18 protein-coding genes and 2 tRNA genes are annotated in these 19,849 nt (G+C 34.2%); 19 read left to right on the top strand and 1 reads right to left on the bottom strand.

Annotated features, from left to right (window positions below; genetic code table 11):
• Positions 1 to 51: 51 nt before the first annotated feature.
• The 4 genes from DFR57_RS11465 to uvrC all read left to right on the top strand — a co-directional run bounded on the left by DFR57_RS11465 (position 52) and on the right by uvrC (position 4,706).
• Complete coding sequence (locus DFR57_RS11465; RefSeq protein WP_114353312.1) at positions 52 to 459, top strand: DUF350 domain-containing protein; 408 nt, start codon at positions 52 to 54, stop codon at positions 457 to 459.
• 244 nt (positions 460 to 703) lie between these two features.
• Positions 704 to 2,362, top strand: coding sequence for a long-chain-fatty-acid--CoA ligase (locus DFR57_RS11470; RefSeq protein ID WP_114353313.1), 1,659 nt, complete (start codon positions 704 to 706; stop codon positions 2,360 to 2,362).
• A gap of 114 nt (positions 2,363 to 2,476) precedes the next feature.
• Positions 2,477 to 2,791 (top strand): thioredoxin, encoded by a 315-nt coding sequence (trxA, locus tag DFR57_RS11475; protein ID WP_114353314.1) that lies wholly within the window; start codon positions 2,477 to 2,479, stop codon positions 2,789 to 2,791.
• A gap of 139 nt (positions 2,792 to 2,930) precedes the next feature.
• Positions 2,931 to 4,706, top strand: a complete 1,776-nt coding sequence (uvrC, locus tag DFR57_RS11480; RefSeq protein WP_114353315.1) for an excinuclease ABC subunit UvrC — start codon at positions 2,931 to 2,933, stop codon at positions 4,704 to 4,706.
• 51 nt (positions 4,707 to 4,757) lie between these two features.
• On the opposite strand, the gene DFR57_RS11485 is transcribed toward uvrC, so the two are convergent.
• On the bottom strand, positions 4,758 to 5,186 hold the full coding sequence (locus tag DFR57_RS11485) for a DUF2507 domain-containing protein (RefSeq protein WP_114353317.1): 429 nt from the start codon (positions 5,184 to 5,186) through the stop codon (positions 4,758 to 4,760).
• Positions 5,187 to 5,605: 419 nt separating this feature from the next.
• Between DFR57_RS11485 and DFR57_RS11490 the strand changes: the two genes are divergently transcribed.
• The 15 genes from DFR57_RS11490 (at position 5,606) to clpX (ending at position 19,610) form a co-directional block, all read left to right on the top strand.
• On the top strand, positions 5,606 to 6,193 hold the full coding sequence (locus tag DFR57_RS11490) for a succinate dehydrogenase cytochrome b558 subunit (RefSeq protein WP_281270491.1): 588 nt from the start codon (positions 5,606 to 5,608) through the stop codon (positions 6,191 to 6,193).
• Between the two features lie 36 nt (positions 6,194 to 6,229).
• Positions 6,230 to 7,981, top strand: coding sequence for a succinate dehydrogenase flavoprotein subunit (gene sdhA / locus DFR57_RS11495; protein ID WP_114353319.1), 1,752 nt, complete (start codon positions 6,230 to 6,232; stop codon positions 7,979 to 7,981).
• Between the two features lie 18 nt (positions 7,982 to 7,999).
• Positions 8,000 to 8,758: a succinate dehydrogenase iron-sulfur subunit gene (gene sdhB / locus DFR57_RS11500; RefSeq protein ID WP_114353320.1), complete on the top strand. Its 759-nt coding sequence runs from the start codon at positions 8,000 to 8,002 to the stop codon at positions 8,756 to 8,758.
• Positions 8,759 to 8,926: 168 nt separating this feature from the next.
• Complete coding sequence (locus DFR57_RS11505) at positions 8,927 to 9,151, top strand: helix-turn-helix domain-containing protein (protein WP_114353321.1); 225 nt, start codon at positions 8,927 to 8,929, stop codon at positions 9,149 to 9,151.
• Between the two features lie 1,290 nt (positions 9,152 to 10,441).
• Positions 10,442 to 10,888, top strand: coding sequence for a MarR family winged helix-turn-helix transcriptional regulator (locus DFR57_RS11510; RefSeq protein ID WP_114353322.1), 447 nt, complete (start codon positions 10,442 to 10,444; stop codon positions 10,886 to 10,888).
• 17 nt (positions 10,889 to 10,905) lie between these two features.
• Positions 10,906 to 11,703: a glutamate racemase gene (racE, locus tag DFR57_RS11515; protein WP_114353324.1), complete on the top strand. Its 798-nt coding sequence runs from the start codon at positions 10,906 to 10,908 to the stop codon at positions 11,701 to 11,703.
• Between the two features lie 270 nt (positions 11,704 to 11,973).
• Positions 11,974 to 13,089: a GerMN domain-containing protein gene (locus DFR57_RS11520; protein WP_114353326.1), complete on the top strand. Its 1,116-nt coding sequence runs from the start codon at positions 11,974 to 11,976 to the stop codon at positions 13,087 to 13,089.
• Positions 13,090 to 13,218: 129 nt separating this feature from the next.
• Positions 13,219 to 13,971, top strand: a complete 753-nt coding sequence (rph, locus tag DFR57_RS11525) for a ribonuclease PH (protein ID WP_114353327.1) — start codon at positions 13,219 to 13,221, stop codon at positions 13,969 to 13,971.
• Positions 13,972 to 13,983: 12 nt separating this feature from the next.
• A complete protein-coding gene (locus DFR57_RS11530) occupies positions 13,984 to 14,589 on the top strand; it encodes an XTP/dITP diphosphatase (protein ID WP_114353329.1) in 606 nt (201 codons plus the stop codon).
• Positions 14,590 to 14,591: 2 nt separating this feature from the next.
• A complete protein-coding gene (locus DFR57_RS11535; protein WP_114353330.1) occupies positions 14,592 to 15,110 on the top strand; it encodes a YfcE family phosphodiesterase in 519 nt (172 codons plus the stop codon).
• Between the two features lie 197 nt (positions 15,111 to 15,307).
• Positions 15,308 to 15,381: transfer RNA gene (locus DFR57_RS11540), tRNA-Gly, on the top strand.
• Position 15,382: 1 nt separating this feature from the next.
• Positions 15,383 to 15,456 (top strand) — tRNA-Arg (locus DFR57_RS11545).
• Between the two features lie 92 nt (positions 15,457 to 15,548).
• On the top strand, positions 15,549 to 16,529 hold the full coding sequence (locus DFR57_RS11550; protein ID WP_114353331.1) for a DUF3196 family protein: 981 nt from the start codon (positions 15,549 to 15,551) through the stop codon (positions 16,527 to 16,529).
• Positions 16,530 to 16,724: 195 nt separating this feature from the next.
• A complete protein-coding gene (gene tig, locus DFR57_RS11555) occupies positions 16,725 to 18,011 on the top strand; it encodes a trigger factor (protein ID WP_114353333.1) in 1,287 nt (428 codons plus the stop codon).
• Between the two features lie 321 nt (positions 18,012 to 18,332).
• Positions 18,333 to 19,610, top strand: coding sequence for an ATP-dependent protease ATP-binding subunit ClpX (clpX, locus tag DFR57_RS11560; protein ID WP_114353336.1), 1,278 nt, complete (start codon positions 18,333 to 18,335; stop codon positions 19,608 to 19,610).
• The last annotated feature ends 239 nt before the right edge of the window (positions 19,611 to 19,849 follow it).

Here is a 19,849-nt window from a genome sequence, read left to right on the forward strand (position 1 = left end):
TTGACTTCTGTAGCAAGATTGCTACAGAAGTCGTAATAAAGGAGTAGAAGCATGGAGAATTTATTTGAAAATGTTTTTATTGATACGGCTGCAAGGTATAGCGTCGCTATTTTGTGTTTAATTTTATTTTTAGCCATTTTAGAGCTAGTTACATCTTATAAGAATTGGGATGAAATAAGGCAAGGTAATATGAGTGTTGCAATGGCTACAGGTGGAAAGATATTTGGTATTGCTAATATTTTTAGGTATTCAATCGAACATAATGATACATTGGTCGAAAGTATTTTATGGGGCAGTTACGGCTTCATTTTATTGTTAATTGGATATTTTATATTTGAATTTTTAACACCATCTTATAAAATAGACAAAGAAATAGAAAATGATAATCGAGCTGTTGGATTTATTTCCATGATAATATCAATTGGCCTCTCTTTCGTAATTGGTGCAAGTATTGGTTAGGATTAACAGATGAAGGAATGAAATGATGAAAACTTTAGCGATTATATTAATTATTATTGCGATTATTTTTTTAGTATTCGGCATATTTTTCATAGTATAAATTTACCTCACTTATAAAAATAGTTAATTGTATTATTCTTGCTCAGAAACGATAAAGCGCTATCATAAAGAAAGTTACATTTAATATTAATTGTAACTTTATATATTTCACGGAATGAAAAAATTTTAATTGGAGGTAATTCCGATGGCTCATCAGAAAATATGGGAAAATCATTATCCAAAAGAAGTACCTCTTACACTTCGATATTCAGATAAATTATTGCACGAAGTATTAATGGAACAAGCGGAGAATAACGGGGATAAAGTGGCTATTAGATTTATGGGGAAATCGATAACGTACCAAGAATTGTGGCTTGAAGTAAAAAAAACTGCAAATTTCTTGCAGGAACAAAATATAAAAAAAGGACAACGCGTCGCTATTATGCTACCGAATTGTCCGCAGGCTGTAATAAGTTATTACGCTGTTTTAGCAATTGGTGGCATAGTGGTAGAAGTAAATCCACTTTATAAGGAAAGAGAAATAAGTCATCAATTGATTGACGCTGATGTGAGCGCCATTATAACTTTAGATTTACTTGCTAAAAGAATAAAAAACATTGAGCATCAGATTGATTTAGAGCATATTTTACTGACATCTATCCGTGATTACTTAGCCTTTCCAAAAAATATCGTATATTCACTTCAAAAGCAATCAAGACAGGCTTATCCTTTACCTGATTTTCAGTCAGATACGTCCATGTGGCATAAAATGATGAAACAAGGAAACGATAAGGACATACCTAAATTAGATATTGATCCAAAAAATGATATCGCCTTATTACAATATACAGGCGGAACAACTGGTGAACCTAAAGGTGTCATGCTTAGCCATTTTAATTTAATAGCTAATACTGAAATGGCTAAAGCCTGGATTCCGTGGGAGCGAAATACCCAAGCAAATGTCTTAGGGGTATTACCTTTCTTCCATGTTTATGGGATGACAGCCATTATGAATTATTCCATCTTTACAGGCTCAAACATGATCCTTGTTCCGAAATTTGATGCAGAAGCACTGTTAAATACAATAAAAAAAGAGAAACCTAATATCTTTCCAGGTGCGCCCACTATATATATTGGATTGCTAAAACAGAAAAGTATCACGAATTATGATCTTTCATCCATTGATTTTTGTATAAGTGGTTCTGCCTCTTTACCCATCGAAGTGAAGGATGCATTTGAAAAGGTAACGAAGGGACGGTTAGTGGAAGGTTACGGTTTAACAGAGGCATCACCTATAACACACGCTAATTTTATGAAAGAACATAAATATTATGGTGGCATAGGTGTACCTTGGCCGGATACAGATGCGATGATTATGACACTAACTGAAAAAAAGGAAGCAGAGATTGATGAAATTGGTGAATTGGTTGTTCGTGGTCCACAAGTTATGATGGGATATTGGCGAAGAAATGAAGAAACAAAAGAAGTAATAGAAGATGGGTGGCTATATACGGGCGACCTTGCTTATATGGACAAGCATGGCTTCTTTTATATTGTAGATAGGAAAAAGGATGTCATTATCGCTAGTGGTTATAACATTTACCCTCGTGAGGTGGAAGAAGTCCTCTATGAAATTGAGGGGGTAGAAGAGGCGGTTGTCGTCGGAATTCCTGATGTATATCGAGGAGAAACTGCGAAGGCGTTTATTGTTATCAAAGAAGGGTATAAGGTTACCGAGAAAGATATAAAAGACCATTGTCGACAACAGCTTGCAAATTTTAAAGTGCCGACAGAAATTGAGTTTCGGGATAATTTTCCGAAAACTGCAGTGGGTAAAATATTAAGAAGAAAGCTGATGGAGTAAGTTGAATAACTTACAATTCAAGAGTAAATAGAATTGAGCAAAGTATTAGCAAACATTTTGCTAGTAATGTTATACTCAAGTAGAATTTTTCTTTAAGAAGAGGAGGAAATGATAGTGGCGATAGTACATGCTAACGATCAAACATTTACAGATGAAACAAAAGAAGGTTTAGTATTAACAGATTTTTGGGCAGCTTGGTGTGGACCATGTAAAATGATAGCGCCTGTTTTAGAAGAAATAGATGGTGAAATGAGTGACAAAGTAAAGATTGTCAAATTAGATGTTGACGAAAACCAAGAAACGGCTGGTAAATATGGTGTAATGAGTATTCCTACACTTCTTTTATTTAAAGACGGAGAAGTTGTAGACCAAGTTGTTGGATTCCAACCGAAGGAAGCTTTAGAAGAGCTTATTTCTAAACATTCTTAATTCGTAAAAAAATTGAAAATGATTCCGTAAATCCCTTATCTATCGATATTTTGATAGGTAAGGGATTTTTTTAGTTTAACCTTTCTTTTTATGATAAAATAAAAAGCTAGTGAAAGTATTGGTAAAGGTGGGGTGGCAGATGGATATTATTAAAGAAAAATTAGCTGTTTTGCCAGATCAACCTGGTTGTTATTTAATGAAAAATAAACATGGTACAGTTATTTATGTTGGCAAAGCAAAAGTTTTAAAAAATAGAGTTAGATCCTATTTCACTGGAGCTAATGATCAAAAAACACAAAGATTAGTGCGGGAAATAACGGATTTTGAATATATTGTTACTTCTTCTGAAATTGAAGCTTTAATTCTTGAAATGAATTTAATAAAAAAATATGATCCACGCTATAATGTTTTATTAAAAGATGATAAAAGCTATCCATTTTTAAAAATTACAAACGAGCGTCATCCAAGATTGATTATTACCAGAAAGGTAAAAAAAGATAAAGGAAGATATTTTGGACCGTATCCCAATGTGATAGCAGCAAGAGAGACAAAAAAATTATTAGATCGCCTCTATCCGCTAAGGAAATGTAATAATCCACCTGGTAGGTATTGTCTTTACTATCATCTCGGTCAATGTTTAGCGTGCGGGGAAGTACCACCAAAGAAAGAGGAATACCTTGAAATTGTAAAAAGTATCAGCTCCTTTTTAAAGGGTGGTTATAAAGAAATAAAACGAGATTTAAAAGAAAAGATGTTATCTGCTTCCGAAGATTTAAATTTTGAAAGAGCGATGGAAATCAGAGATTTAATTCAGCACATTGAATCTGTTATGGAACAACAAAAAATAACATTAACTGATCAGGTGGATCGCGATATATTTGGCTTTAGCTATGATAAGGGTTGGATGTGTGTACAAGTATTCTTTATTAGACAAGGCAAGCTAATTGAAAGAGACGTCTCCATTTTTCCATTTTTTGATGATGCGAATGATACATTTCTATCTTTCATAGGAAGGTTTTACTTACACCACCATCATCCAAAGCCAAAACAAATACTTGTCCCTGTATTAACTGATTACGAAATGTTAAAGGAATTATTAGAAATAGATGTGACAATACCACTTCGCGGAAGAAAGAAAGAATTAGTAGAACTTGCGAAGAAAAATGCTGATATTGCTTTAAATGAAAAATTTTCATTAATTGCTCGGAATGAAGATCGCACGATTAAAGCTATTGAAAGCTTAGGTGAGAAGCTTCATATCGAAACACCAGTAAGAATAGAAGCTTTTGATAATTCGAATATTCAAGGTACAGATCCGGTTTCTGCAATGGTAGTATTCATTAATGGTAAACCGGAAAAAAAAGAATATCGAAAATATAAAATTAAGGGTGTAAAGGGTCCAGATGACTATGAGACCATGCGAGAAGTGGTGCGAAGAAGATATACAAGGGTATTAAAAGATAACCTGGAGCTTCCAGATTTAATCGTAGTAGATGGTTCAAAAGGTCAAATTTCTGCTGCTAGTGAAGTATTAGAAAATGAGCTTGGCTTAGATATCCCAATTTGTGGTTTAGCAAAAGATGATAAGCACAAAACAAGTGAACTGTTGTATGGTGATCCACCACAAGTGATCCCATTAGAAAGAAATTCTCAAGCATTTTATCTGATCCAACGAATACAAGATGAAGTGCACCGATTTGCTATTACATTTCATAGACAATTACGTGGGAAAAGTGCCTTTCGATCTGAGCTTGATGAAATTCCAGGTATAGGAGAAAAAAGAAGAAAGCTGTTACTTACTCACTTTAAATCGATGAAAGAAATTAAAAATGCTGATCTTGAGGCTTTTAAAAATATTGGATTACCTGAGTCGCTTGCTAAAACATTAATAGAGCATTTATCGAAAAGTAAATAAAAACAAAACATCCCCAACTAACATACAAATCAACCGTTAGTTGGGGACCATTTATTTACTATATAAAACTTCTAACTCCACGTGATCTTTTTTGATTATTGTTCTACACTCACAGCTTTGATCATGTAGTCTGGACATTGTTTCTGCAAGGAATCCACTTTCAAGTCTGAACTCGACATTATCGATTGTTTCGATTCTTTTTCTTATAATGTCGCCTTCTAAAAGAAAAGTAAAACCTCTTCTTTTCTCTTTTTCATAGATTAAGTTACCCCAATTACTATCATGAAATAATTGCACTACTTCCTCCATGGATTGACATTCGGCTTTTCGCCCAATATTTTTCCCCAGTATGTACATCATTAAATCCAATTCTTCTCCTAATAAATCAGGAAGTGCTACATACCTTAATAAATCATTTCCAGCACCTGTCGATTCTAAATTCGTTAGAATAGTAGGTATGGAAGCATTATTTTTGCTCATAAGTTGATCCCCCTTAAAAGTCTATCTATACTTATCATTATTTTGCCTTCTATTTAATCATACTAGTTTTATAGAAAATTTATCATGCATCTTCTTATTATTCACTTTTTTACTTCTTGATGCAATGCTAAATAGAAAAGATTTATTAAAATACTGCACTTCTTGCTAGTTTTAGTTTTTTCTTTACATTACCTCAATTTAGGCCGCTTCAAACCTATCAAATAGATATGAAAAATGATTTGTTTTCTTGACGCGTACCCTGCTTAGAAGTACAATAGTTTTGTTATAGCGTATACATATTTTTGTCATAATGAACCGCTGAAAAATAAATTAAAGCGCTTTTATTTTCAAAAATTGTATATCGTGTCGACATTACATACTTTGAGGGGGGTACAAAAGTGGAGAATAGGGAATTTTTTATGAGACGTCTGCATTCTCTTTTAGGGGTTGTTCCGATTGGTCTTTTTTTAGTGCAACACTTGGTTATCAATCATTTTGCCGTATATGGAGCAGACAGCTTTAATAAAGCAGCTCAATTTATGCACGACTTACCATTTCGAATTTTATTAGAGCTCTTTATTATTTTTATTCCTATTTTATTTCACGCTGTGTTGGGAGTTTATATTGTCTTTATAGCTAAAAATAATGTGAAGCGTTATGGGTTCTTTCGTAATTGGATGTTTTACTTACAAAGAATTACAGGGATTATCACGTTAATTTTTATCGTTTGGCATGTATGGGAAACACGTGTGCAAATTGGATTAGGAAATGAACAATTAGAGTTTGGTTTAATGGAAAATATTTTAGCTAGTCCGGTAATGTTCTGGTTTTATGTTGTAGGTGTTATTTCTACTACATTCCATTTCGCTAACGGATTATGGAGTTTCTTAGTAACATGGGGTATCACGGTAACACCACGTTCACAGAGAATTGCTACATATGCAACTCTTCTTGTGTTTTTAGCTGTAACGTATATTGGAATCCGTGCATTATTCGCATTTGTATAACAAAAAGTTAAGGAAGAATAGAGGGGTGAGTAATTAATGAGTGATCGCAATATGGTAATTGTTGGTGGCGGCCTTGCAGGTCTTATGGCAACAATTAAAGCAGCAGAAGCAGGTGTACATGTAGATCTTTTATCAATTGTTCCTGTAAAACGTTCTCACTCGGTCTGTGCACAAGGTGGAATTAATGGTGCAGTAAATACAAAAGGTGAAGGTGATTCACCTTTAGAACACTTTGATGACTCTGTTTATGGCGGAGACTTTTTAGCTAATCAACCACCGGTAAAAGCAATGTGTGAAGCAGCTCCGGGTATTATTCATATGTTAGACCGTATGGGGGTTATGTTTAATCGTACACCTGAAGGACTTTTAGACTTTAGAAGATTCGGTGGTACACAGCATCACAGAACTGCCTATGCTGGTGCTACGACTGGTCAGCAACTACTTTATGCGTTGGATGAACAGGTTAGGCGTTATGAGGTGGAAGGATTAGTTACTAAATATGAAGGCTGGGAATTTATCTCAGCAATCATTGATGAAGAGGGAATAGGTCGAGGAATTATCGGTCAAAACGTTAAATCCCATGAATGTAAAGTATTTAAAGCGGATTCGACAATCCTTGCTTCTGGTGGACCTGGGATAATTTTTGGAAAATCAACTAACTCGGTAATTAATACTGGTTCAGCTGCAGCAGCATTATATTTACAAGGCGGAATTTATGCAAACGGAGAATTTATTCAAATTCATCCGACGGCAATTCCTGGTGACGACAAACTTCGTCTAATGAGTGAGTCTGCACGTGGTGAAGGTGGTCGTGTATGGACATATAAAGACGGCGAGCCTTGGTATTTCTTAGAAGAAAAGTATCCTGCATATGGTAACTTAGTTCCTCGTGATATTGCCACACGTGAAATCTTTGATGTATGTGTTAATCAAAAATTAGGTGTAAATGGTGAGAACATGGTTTATTTAGATCTTTCACATAAGGATCCTAAAGAATTGGATGTTAAACTAGGCGGGATTATAGAAATCTATGAAAAATTCGTAGGTGAAGACCCTAGAAAAGTGCCGATGAAGATATTCCCTGCTGTGCATTATTCTATGGGTGGCATTTGGGTCGATTACGATCAAATGACAAACATCCCAGGTATCTTTGCAGCTGGTGAGTGTGACTATACACAGCATGGTGCAAATCGTCTTGGAGCAAATTCTTTACTTTCTTCTATTTATGGAGGAATGGTAGCAGGACCAAATGCTATTAAATATATGAATGGTTTAGAAAAAACAATTGAAGATGTTCCTTCCTCTGTATTTGATAATAAATTAAAAGAAGAAGAAGACACTTTTGATAAGTTAATGGCAATGGATGGAACGGAAAATGCTTACCAAATTCATAAAGAGCTTGGAGAGTTGATGACGGATAACGTAACCGTTGTTCGTGATAATGCAAAACTTATTAAGACGGATAAAAAAATTCAAGAGCTATTAGAAAGATGGGAGAATATCAATATAAACGATACTTCTCGTTGGAATAACTCTGGAGTGATGTTTACACGTCAATTAAAGAATATGTTACACTTGGCACGAGTTATTACTATTGGTGCATATAACCGAAATGAGAGCCGTGGGGCCCACTATAAGCCGGAATTTCCTGACCGTAATGACGAAGAATGGTTAAAAACAACAAAAGCAATGTTTGATCCAGCAACTAATGGGCCAGTATTTAGTTATGAAGACGTTGATGTATCATTAATAGAACCAAGGAAACGTGATTATAGTAAGAAGAAATAAAAGGGGGTAAGGGGAAAGATGGCTCAAGAAACATTAAAACTAATTATTACACGTCAAGATAATCCTGATTCTTCTCCCTATGTGGAGACCTTTGAGGTAAACTATCGTAAAAATATGAATATAATTTCAGCATTAATGGAAACACAACGCTTTCCTATTAATGCTGATGGAGAAAAGACTTCACCAGTAAATTGGGAATCTAACTGTTTAGAAGAAGTTTGTGGCGCGTGTTCGATGGTTATAAACGATGAACCAAGACAAGCTTGTTCTACTTTAGTCGACCAATTAGAACAACCGATAAGAATCGCACCAATGGCGACATTTCCTGTAGAGCGTGACCTTGTGGTTGATCGTAGTAGAATGTTTGACTCTCTTAAAAAGGTAAAAGCATGGATTCCGATTGATGGAACTTATGATCTAGGGCCTGGACCTAGAATGCCAGAAACAAAAAGACAATGGGCATATGAATTATCTAAATGTATGACATGTGGTGTATGCTTAGAGGCATGTCCAAATGTTAATAGTAGCTCTGATTTTATTGGTCCAGCACCCCTATCTCAAGTACGTCTATTTAATGCTCATCCAACAGGTGAGATGAATAAAGGTGAACGTTTAGACGCACTTATGGAGGATGGTGGAATATCCGGTTGTGGGAACTCACAAAACTGTGTTCAGGTTTGTCCTAAAGGGATTCCACTTACTACTTCCATTGCAGCTTTAAATCGTGATACAAATATCCAATCTTTCAAAAATTTCTTTGGAAGTGACAGTGTATAATAATAGCAAATAGATTTTACCCCTCGTCCATTTCATGAACGAGGGGTTTTTTGCGTATCTTTCCACTCTAGCCCTCACACAATTCTTTATAAAAATCATACGATATAAAGACTAAATAGCAACCCTCTATGTTTTAAGACCCTAAATTCAGCAAGGAGGGGTTTACATTTGAAAGATGGTGACTACAGACCAAAGCAACTCTTAACAAAACGTGAAAAAGAAGTATTTGAACTACTGGTACAAGATAAAACAACAAAAGAAATAGCTGAAGAATTATTTATTTCACAAAAAACCGTACGCAATCATATATCAAACGCTATGCAAAAGCTAGGGGTAAAGGGGCGCTCACAAGCTGTAGTGGAATTATTGCGAATGGGCGAATTAAAGCTTTAGATGAAAACCAGTTATTCTTCAAAGGAATAACTGGTTTTCTTTGCATTTGATTTTTATATTTCAAACACAATCAAAAGATAAAGGTAATATTAGCATTGCTATTAATTACTCAAAAATATAATTACATTAGAAAAACCAGAAAATCTTTTTTAAGGAAAATTAGCTTAAAAGAAATGATTATAAAGCAAGATGGATTTATAAAAATAGTTAAAATTATACTTTTAATCAAAAATAATCAAGTAGGAATAATGAAATTGTGATACCATTATCTATATGGTTAAATATGGGAAATTGATTATGATAACGATCTAAAACTTATACTTGGGATGATCGGAGATTTTTATAGAAGAAAATTCTTAATACAGCACTTGCAAGAAATGTCTAATTTTATTTTTCTGCTTAAATCTATTATTAAGGATGTTTTGAGTCTCTGAGAAATGTAAGAGAGCAGTGAGGTGAGAACTTGAAAAGGTTTAAAGATTACAAAACTTTATCTTGGACCTGTTTTATAATTTGTATACTACTATGGGTACCTAACATTGTGTTCCAAATTAGCAGTCCATTTTATATGCTTGTTTAAATTATAGGACCAATAGGAATAGCCTTTGCTTTATTAAATAGAAGCATAATTTTAATAATACTGAACGCGATTATGAGTTTTAGTTTTTTTATTTTTATGGCAATTGGCTACTATGTATCCTCTTTATAATATGTCAGGGTTAATTATTTAAACTCGCTTTAAACTGTCATTCGTGAGGATTTTCTTATAAGCTGTAGTCGAATTATTGCAAATGGGCGAGCTTAAGCTTTAAATAAAAACCAGTTATTCTTCAAAGGAATGACTGGTTTTCGCTGAGTTCTTAAGAAATACATTCACTTTTTTTACGAAAAAAAATATTGATCAAATCTCAGCCTATTTCCAGAACTAAATTTGTAAATTTCAAAATAATCAATAAGAGATGCAAAAATCAAAATAAAACATAGGATAAGTGTATAGAATTTTTTATGATTTTAACTTATTTATCATTAATTTGTACAATTTGTGATAGAAAAAATAAAGGATTTTCTACAATATTATGCAAAATAAGTGCTCAATCTTATTTTTTTCGGTAAAATAGAAAAGATGGGGTCGCATTTCATTATTATACTTTAATAAAAAGTATGGACGCTTTCTTACACGCTTTTTATTAAGATATAATTTTTCTCAGGATCTCACATTAAAACCAGAATAAATGACCTTAATCATAAAGGGCAAAGGTTTGTTATTCATTAGAGGGAGGATAATATAGATTGCAAAATACACCACCATCGGATAAAATTGCGGATGTTGAAAAAGAACTGAGGTATATAGCAGGAATTATTAAGCAAAAAGGCCGAAAAATATTGAATAACTATCAATTAACGGCACCTCAATTTATTGCTTTGCAATTTTTATCAGAATACGGCGATTTAACATTAGGTGAATTATCATCGAAAATACATTTAGCTTTTAGTACGACCACTGACTTAGTGGATCGAATGGAAAAAAATGAATTAGTAGAGAGAGTTAAAGATAGTAAGGATCGACGTGTTGTTCGTATACATTTATTAGAAAAAGGGCAACGAGTGATTAAAGAAGTTATTCTAAAGCGTCAAGAATATTTAACAGAGGTTTTGGCTAACGTGCCTAATACGGATATAGAGACGTTATCGGTATTACTTCATATGATGCATGACAACATGAAAAAAGTAGACTAGATGAAGAGGGGATTGGCATGAAAGAGCCGATTGGAGTAATAGATTCAGGTGTAGGTGGTTTGACGGTAGCAAGTGAATTGATCAGGCAGCTACCAAAAGAATCCTTAATTTACTTAGGTGATACATTACGATGTCCGTATGGACCAAGAACGAAGGAAGAAGTTATTACCTATACATGGGAAATGGTTCGCTTTTTAATGAAAAAAAATATAAAAATGCTTGTAATAGCTTGTAATACTGCTACAGCTTTTACTTTGGATATACTAAGAAAAGAGTTACCTATACCTGTTATTGGTGTCATTTTACCTGGTGCAAGAGCAGCAATTTCCGTATCACAAACTGCCGAGATCGGTGTGATTGGAACACAGGGTACGATCAATAGTAAAGCTTATCCACAAGCGCTCTTAAGTATAAATGACGGGATAACGGTACAAGACTTGGCTTGCCCAGCGTTTGTACCTCTTGTTGAGTCAGGTGCATTTTCTGGTGAAAAAGCTTATCAAGTTGTCCGAGATTCTTTACAACCATTAATGCATCATCCAAAAATGGATACATTAATTCTGGGGTGTACGCATTATCCGATGATTAAAGATGTTATTCAAGAAGTGATTGGTCACCAAGTAACAATTATCTCATCAGGCGAAGAAACTGCAAGAGAAGTAAGTGCTATATTAGGTTATCAGCGAAAATTGTACCAAGGCGAACAAGAGCCAACTTATCAGTTTTATACCACAGGGGAAAGAGAAGTATTTGCACAGATCGCCTCAAATTGGATTGGCGAAAAACTAGACGATGTGGAAACTATTATTTTATAAGCCATCAATAATCAACGAATAACCAATCTCACATTTTTTATAATCGGGATTTACATATTTCTGCCACAGAGATATATCTTTTTGCAGAAATTTATTATTTATACACACTAGGAGCAGCATGGTTATTGAATGCTGTTTTTTTGTGTGTGAAAAACATAGTAGCTTCAGTAATTGGAATTCCGAAATAATAACTTTTGATTATGCTTGGTCTATTTCCAGATGATGCTCGTATACATAGTAGTACAAATCATCGTGGGAGGGATAAGCAATATGAAGTATTCGGTATTGAAATTAGTGTTGTTAACACAGCTTTGTTTATTTTTGTTAGTAGGGTGTGGCATTTTTGAAGGAGAACAAACAAGTGAAAATATAGATGCCCCTCCAGAAACTGCAACAATAGGCGATGAAACGTTAGAATCTGAGGAAATAGAAGTGGGAATGGATGATAAAGAAAGCAATGAAGAAACAGAGGCAGAGGCTGGATTGGATGAAGTAAGTGAACAAAAAACTATATCTAGACAGATTTATTTATTAGATGAAAGTGGATTAGTTGTACCACATACAGTTGAACTTCCAAATCCTAGTTCAAAAGAAGTTGCGAAACAAGTACTAGAACATTTAGTAAAAGATGGCCCGATTACGTCATTACTTCCTTCAGGTTACCAAGCAGTATTACCTGCAGGGACAGAAATTAATTCACTAAATCTAGAAGCAAATGGAACGCTTGTAGTAGACGTTTCTGAGGATTTTAAAAATTATCAAGCAGAGGAAGAACTGAAAATTCTTGAAGCCATGACATATACGCTGACCCAATTCGAAAATGTTAATAATATAAAGCTATGGATAAATGGTGAAGAGCAACAAGTGATGCCTGTAAATGGGACACCAATACAGGAAGGTTATTCTAGAGCAAATGGAATTAATATTCAATCAAATGATGGACTAGACATTATGGAAAGTAAAGCCGTGACGCTTTACTTTCCTACACAAAAGGATACAGCTGTAAATTATGTTCCTGTTACTACTCATATTAATACGGAGAATAACAATCCATATCAATCGATTGTACAAGCTTTATTAAAAGGACCGAATTTTTCCTCATCGTTATTGAATATGATAAACACTGGAACGACATTAACGGAGGACCCAGTCATCCATGATGGGGTATTAACATTAACCTTTAATGAGAATATTCTTTCTGATAGTGAAAAAAGTATGATTGCAGAAGAAGTTATGCAAGTATTAGTATTATCTCTAACAGAAAATGAAGAAGTGGAAGCAGTAGAGGTAAATGTAGAAAATCATGACCGGCTAGTGAACGAAGCTGGAGAATCTTATGATGTACCAGTTTCAAGAGATTATTTTGTACCTACTGAAAACATCTAAATCTTCTACTAACTCTCTCTATAAACAGAGGGAGTTTTTCTTTTTGTAATTTGTCTCTGAGCATGGATGAAAGTTATATTTAGTGCCATAATATGTTAAGATGTAGTAGGAAATTGAAGGAGGATATATATGCGAGACTCGGGTAGAGAAATAGATGAATTAAGAAAAATAAATATGGAAACTAACTTTACGGTCCATCCAGAAGGATCGGTATTAATTTCAGTTGGAAATACAAAAGTAATTTGTAATGCTAGTATAGAAGAACGCGTGCCACCATTCTTGCGAGGAAAAGGTAAAGGATGGATTACTGCAGAATACGCTATGCTTCCACGAGCTACTGAAACAAGAAATATAAGGGAATCATCAAAAGGTAAGGTATCTGGAAGAACAATGGAAATTCAGCGTCTCATTGGACGTTCTTTAAGAGCAGTTGTGGATTTGGACAAATTAGGAGAAAGAACGATTTGGGTGGATTGTGATGTAATCCAAGCCGATGGTGGTACAAGAACAGCTTCCATTACAGGAGCGTTTGTTGCTGTTGTGCTTGCACTTGGTCAATTAGTAGACAAAGAAACGATTAAGGAATTGCCTATTAAAGATTATTTAGCAGCTACCTCTGTAGGTATAACACCTGATGGCACAGAAATTTTAGATTTACAATATAGTGAAGACTCCATTGCGCATGTAGACATGAATATTGTCATGACTGGAAGTAATGAATTTGTCGAAATTCAAGGGACTGGAGAAGAAGCAACTTTCTCTATGAAACAACTACAAAAATTATTAGAATTAGCTGAGAATGGAATGAATCAAATCTTTGCTTTACAAAAAGATGTAATTGGAAAATGGGCTGATTCCATTGGAGAAAAAGAAGCTGAATAGGGGTTTAAGTCGATGAAAGAAATAATTATAGCAACTAAGAACCAAGGTAAGATGGTTGATTTTAAAAAGTTATTTGCACCTTATCAGGTAGAAGTTAAATCTTTATTAGATTTAGGTGAGACATTACCAGATATAGAAGAAACAGGCTCAACTTTTGAGGAAAATGCTTTGTTGAAAGCAAAAGGAATTGCGGATATTTTGCAGTTGCCAGTAATTGCTGATGATTCTGGTTTAGAGGTAGACGCATTAGGTGGGGACCCTGGCGTATATTCTGCAAGATATGCAGGTCTTGAGAAAAATGATGAAAAGAATTTAGAAAAAGTTCTAAAAAATCTTCAAGGTATAGAAAATGATAAAAGAACAGCACGTTTTATCTGTGTTTTAGCTGTGGTAGAACCGGGTAAAAAAGAAGTATTAACCAAAGGTATTTGTGAAGGAAGAATTAGTAATAACCCAAGAGGAGAAAATGGATTTGGATATGATCCAATCTTTTTTCCAATTGGAAAAGATGTAACCTTAGCTGAAATGTCCGGGGATGAAAAGAATAAGATAAGTCATCGTCGTCAGGCCATGCATCAATTAAAAGATTGGTTAAAAACGAGATATGAGGAGAGGTAATGTTGTCTGAAGTATTAATTGTAAGTGATAGTCATGGATGGGAAGAAGAGGTTCAATTAATTAAAGACCGCTATCCAAATGTAGATGCACGGATTCATTGTGGAGATTCAGAACTCCCTTATGATGCTAAAGAGTTAGATGGATTTTACAGAGTACAGGGTAATTGTGACATGGATAGCAGATATAAAGAAGAAATAGACTTCAAGCTGGGAGAGCTTCACTTCTATAGTACACATGGTCACCTCTTTCAAATAAAGAGCAGTTTGATGCATGTTTCTTATCGTGCAGAGGAGCTCGGAGCTAATATAATTTGTCACGGGCATTCTCATATTGCAGTTGCAGAAAGAATAGGTGACCAAATAGTCATAAATCCAGGAAGTATAAGACAACCAAGAGGAGCTCATCCAGGGTCTTATGCCCTGTTAAACTTTGATGAATCGACAAATCTTCTATCAATTCGATATTTTACTTTAGAAGGAAAAGAAATTTCATCTTTATATTTTGAAACTAAACTAGATTAACTAAACAGTAAAAGCAGGTTGGTAAAAGAACGCCAGCTTGCTTTTATAAAGATATTTTAAAATTATTTTATCTTTTAATATGCTTGATTCTATAAAAAAATAAAATTAGAAGTAAAAACAGGTTGACTTTATATCCTTGGCTTAATATAATGGTACTTGTCCGTTAACAAAGTTGTTAACAAAAAATACATAAATAAGCGGGTGTAGTTTAGTGGTAAAACCTCAGCCTTCCAAGCTGATGATGAGGGTTCGATTCCCTTCACCCGCTCCATGTCCCAGTAGCTCAGCAGGATAGAGCAACAGCCTTCTAAGCTGTGGGTCGCAGGTTCGAATCCTGCCTGGGACGCTAATTAAGCCTTGTAAACATTTATGTTTATAAGGCTTTTTACATTTCAAAATAATTTTATTTATACTTTGTATGTGAGAGAGGGTGAAATTTTGAAGGATAAGAATGAAAATATTATTATGTTTCCGAAATGGCAAAATGACTTGGAGAAAGAAGCGAAGCAAGCACTAGAAGATAAAGCTTTTACTCGTGCATATAAAGCTCTTCAACAACTTTATAATAATGGGAATAATAGTTACGAAGTGATGACAGGCTTATTAATTTGTATGATGGAGTTAGACCTTCAATTAGAAGCAGAAGCATTATGTGAGTCTTTAATTGAAACAAAAGACAGTCACACTGCTGGATACATCCATATTTATGCAACACTTTTATTTCAGTCTAGTCAATATCCTGAAGTTATTGAATTTATTGAGGATAGTCTATCGGTAAACAATCTAGATGCAGATACTCTAAAGCAACTCGAAGAAATATATCAACTTAGTAGAGAGCTGCAAAATCAGAAGGATCAAGAGATTCTAAAGGAATACGAAGGCAAGCTTCATACTGCTTTGTTGTCTCAAAATTCGAAAGAGCAATGGTCGATCATCATGTCGATGAATGAGCTTAGTTGGAAAAAAGATATCCCAATATTGCGTGAGATGCTTGAAATGCCATCTATTCATCCTGTGATAAAAAGTGCAATCCTGGACTATTACATAACGATAGAATTTAACGAGAAATTAACGGTAACAAAATTTGATCGAGCCATTACTTTCACCCCTTCTTCTCATAATAAATTAATTACTGAAGAATTTTATAAAGATATTTTAGATTATTTAGAAGACATGGAAACGAATGAACCGTCTTCCTTTCAATTAATTGATTCTATTTTGCATATGTATGCGTATGTTTTTGTACCATTCTTACCTAGTGAGGAAGAATATCCATACGTAGCAGAGGCAATCCGGAGATATATTAGAAGTAGCTTCGATCTTAAAGTGGAAGAAACTCAGATAGACAAGGTTACAGAGATTATTACGGAGCAAATAGAATACGCGCAAACTGTGTATCGTTTAATTGTCGAAAATTGAAGGAAAAGTAGTTAAAACGGTACATGTTTCAATGGTGAAAATGAATGAAAAACATCGAAATGGTATTATTATTGAAAGCAAATACAATTATGTTATAATAAGATGGTTGCAATTTGCGTTCGGTCTATTATAGGATTGTATATTGAATGAACGTCAAATATACAGAAGTATTTAATATGTTGGAGGGAAATAAGAATGACTGCAAAATGGGAAAAACAAGAAGGAAATGTAGGCCAATTAACTGTTGAAGTTGATGCTGAAAAATTTGATCAAGCATTAGATCAAGCATTTAAAAAAGTAGTGAAGCAAGTACAAGTACCTGGTTTTCGTAAGGGTAAAATGCCAAGAGGCATGTTTGAAAAGCGTTTCGGTGTAGAATCATTATACCAAGATGCGGTAGATATTATTCTTCCAGGAGAATACACTAACGCTATTGAAGAAACTGGAATCGAACCAGTAGATCAACCAGATGTAGACATTGAGCAAATCGAGAAAGGCAAAAACTTAATTTTTACTGCAAAAGTTACAGTTAAACCTGAAGTGAAGCTTGGTGAATACAAAGGCTTAGAAGTAGAGGAAGTTTCTACTGAGGTTACGGATGAAGACGTTGAGAATGATCTTAAACAACAACAAGAACAACAAGCAGAACTTGTTGTTAAAGAAGATGGCGAAGTAGAAAATGGTGATACAGTAGTCATTGACTTCGAAGGGTTTGTTGATGGAGAAGCTTTCGAAGGTGGAAACGCTGAAAATCATTCTCTTGAAATTGGATCAGGTTCTTTCATTCCAGGATTTGAAGAACAACTAGTTGGTAAAAAAGCAGGAGAAGAGTACGATGTAAATGTTACATTTCCTGAAGAATATCATGCTGAAAACTTAGCTGGGAAAGAAGCAACTTTTAAAGTTAAGATTCACGAAATTAAAGCAAAAGAACTTCCTGAACTTGACGATGAATTTGCAAAAGATGTCGATGAAGAAGTTGAAAGCTTAGATGAATTAAAAGAAAAAATTAAAAATCGCTTAAAAGAGCAAAAAGAAGCTGAAGCAGACAGCAACAAAAAAGAATCATTAATTCAACAAGCTTCTGATAATGCAGAGGTTGAGGTACCTGAAGCAATGGTTACTTCAGAGTTGGATCGCATGCTTAAAGAATTCGAACAACGCCTTCAAACTCAAGGTATGACTCTTGAAATGTATTTCCAATTCTCTGGTCAAGACGAAGATGCTCTAAAAGGTCAAATGAAAGAAGATGCGGCTAAGCGTGTTAAAACAAACTTGACTCTAGAAGCTATTGCCATTGAAGAAGAAATTGTTGTTTCTGATGAAGATGTTGATAAAGAAATTGAAGCTATGGCTTCTATGTATCAAATGGAAGCAGAACAAATTAAGCAAATGTTAGGTGGAAATACATCTGCATTAAAAGATGATATTAAATTCAAAAAAGCAATTGATGTTTTAGCTGATAACAGCAAAACAAAGTAAATAATTAATTGAGAAAACAAGGCGCACATAAATGTGCCTTGTTTTCTCTAAAAAATCGCTTAATTTAAATACATATTTAGCATACTATTAGAGATCCCACATATCATAATCAATTATAAGACTCCCTTATGAAACCCACCAAAAGCGAATTATTTGAAAAAGTTAACTTCCATCTGTTATTCTGAATGAACCAATGATTTAACTAAATTATGTGTATTGCTTTTTATCTAAGGCATGATTTGTTATGATTACCTACAGAATGATTTGCGATTATAGAACTGTTAGAAATTATAGATATCTTAAGTTGAAGGGGTGAATACCATGTACAAATTTAATGAAGAAAAAGGCCAATTGAAATGTTCTTTTTGTGGTAAAAGTCAGGATCAAGTTCGAAAATTAGTAGCTGGTCCAGGTGTATATATATGTGATGAATGCATTGAATTATGTACAGAGATTGTGGAAGAGGAATTAGGAACGGAAGAAGAAGTAGAATATAAAGATATTCCGAAGCCACAAGAAATTTGCGACATCTTAGATGATTATGTTATAGGTCAAGAAAAAGCAAAGAAAAATCTTTCTGTTGCAGTATATAATCATTATAAACGTATCAATTCTTCTAAAGGAAAAGATGACGTTGAACTAGCTAAAAGTAATATTGCAATGATTGGGCCAACTGGTAGTGGTAAAACATTATTAGCTCAGACATTAGCTCGTATATTAAATGTTCCTTTCGCTATTGCGGATGCGACTTCATTAACTGAAGCTGGATATGTTGGGGAGGATGTAGAGAACATTCTCTTGAAATTAATTCAAGCTGCAGACTATGATGTAGAAAAAGCAGAAAAAGGTATTATTTATATCGATGAAATCGATAAGGTTGCTAGGAAGTCTGAAAATCCATCTATAACTAGAGACGTTTCTGGTGAAGGTGTGCAGCAGGCATTACTGAAAATTCTTGAAGGCACGACAGCTAGCGTACCGCCTCAAGGAGGTAGAAAGCATCCACATCAAGAATTCATTCAAATTGATACGACTAATATCTTATTCATCTGCGGTGGTGCATTTGATGGGATTGAGCAAATCGTTAAACGTCGTTTAGGTAAAAAAGTTATTGGCTTTGGTGCTGATGATGAGAATCAAGATCTAGACAAAGCAGAATTACTTTCCAAAGTGTTACCTGAAGACTTGTTGCGTTTTGGTTTAATTCCTGAGTTTATTGGACGTTTACCTGTCATCGGAAGTCTGGAACCACTTGATGAAGATGCCTTGGTTGAAATTTTAACCAAACCTAAAAATGCCTTAGTGAAACAATTTATTAAATTATTTGATATTGATGAGGTTGAATTAGAATTTGAAGACGAGGCGCTTGTTGAAATTGCTAAAAAAGCAATTGAAAGAAAAACGGGAGCCCGTGGGTTACGCTCGATTATTGAAGGAATTATGCTTGATGTGATGTTTGAATTACCATCTCGAGATGATATTAAGAAGTGCGTTATAACTAAAGAAACAGTTCTTAAAGAAAATGGGCAACCTAAACTCGTACAAGAAGATGGTACTGTAATTGACAAAAACAAGCAAAAGCCTAAAGAGAGTGCATAATTAAACAATTTTATTGTTTTATTTAAGGAATCCCTTGCTGACTTAGTAAGGGATTCTACTTATTTTTGTTAGAAATATAAAAGAATAAACATTTAAATTTTACAACGATTTATCTTTTCTATACACTTATATTAATATGAATCAAGGTTATTCTATAGAAAATAAGACTAAGTAAAGCAATTGAATCATTCGATCTTTTAATTGAATATAACCATCAATTATACAAGTGGATGCAGCAA

It is taken from the genome of Saliterribacillus persicus, from assembly GCF_003337485.1.
GTDB classification, from domain to species: Bacteria; Bacillota; Bacilli; order Bacillales; family Amphibacillaceae; genus Saliterribacillus; species Saliterribacillus persicus.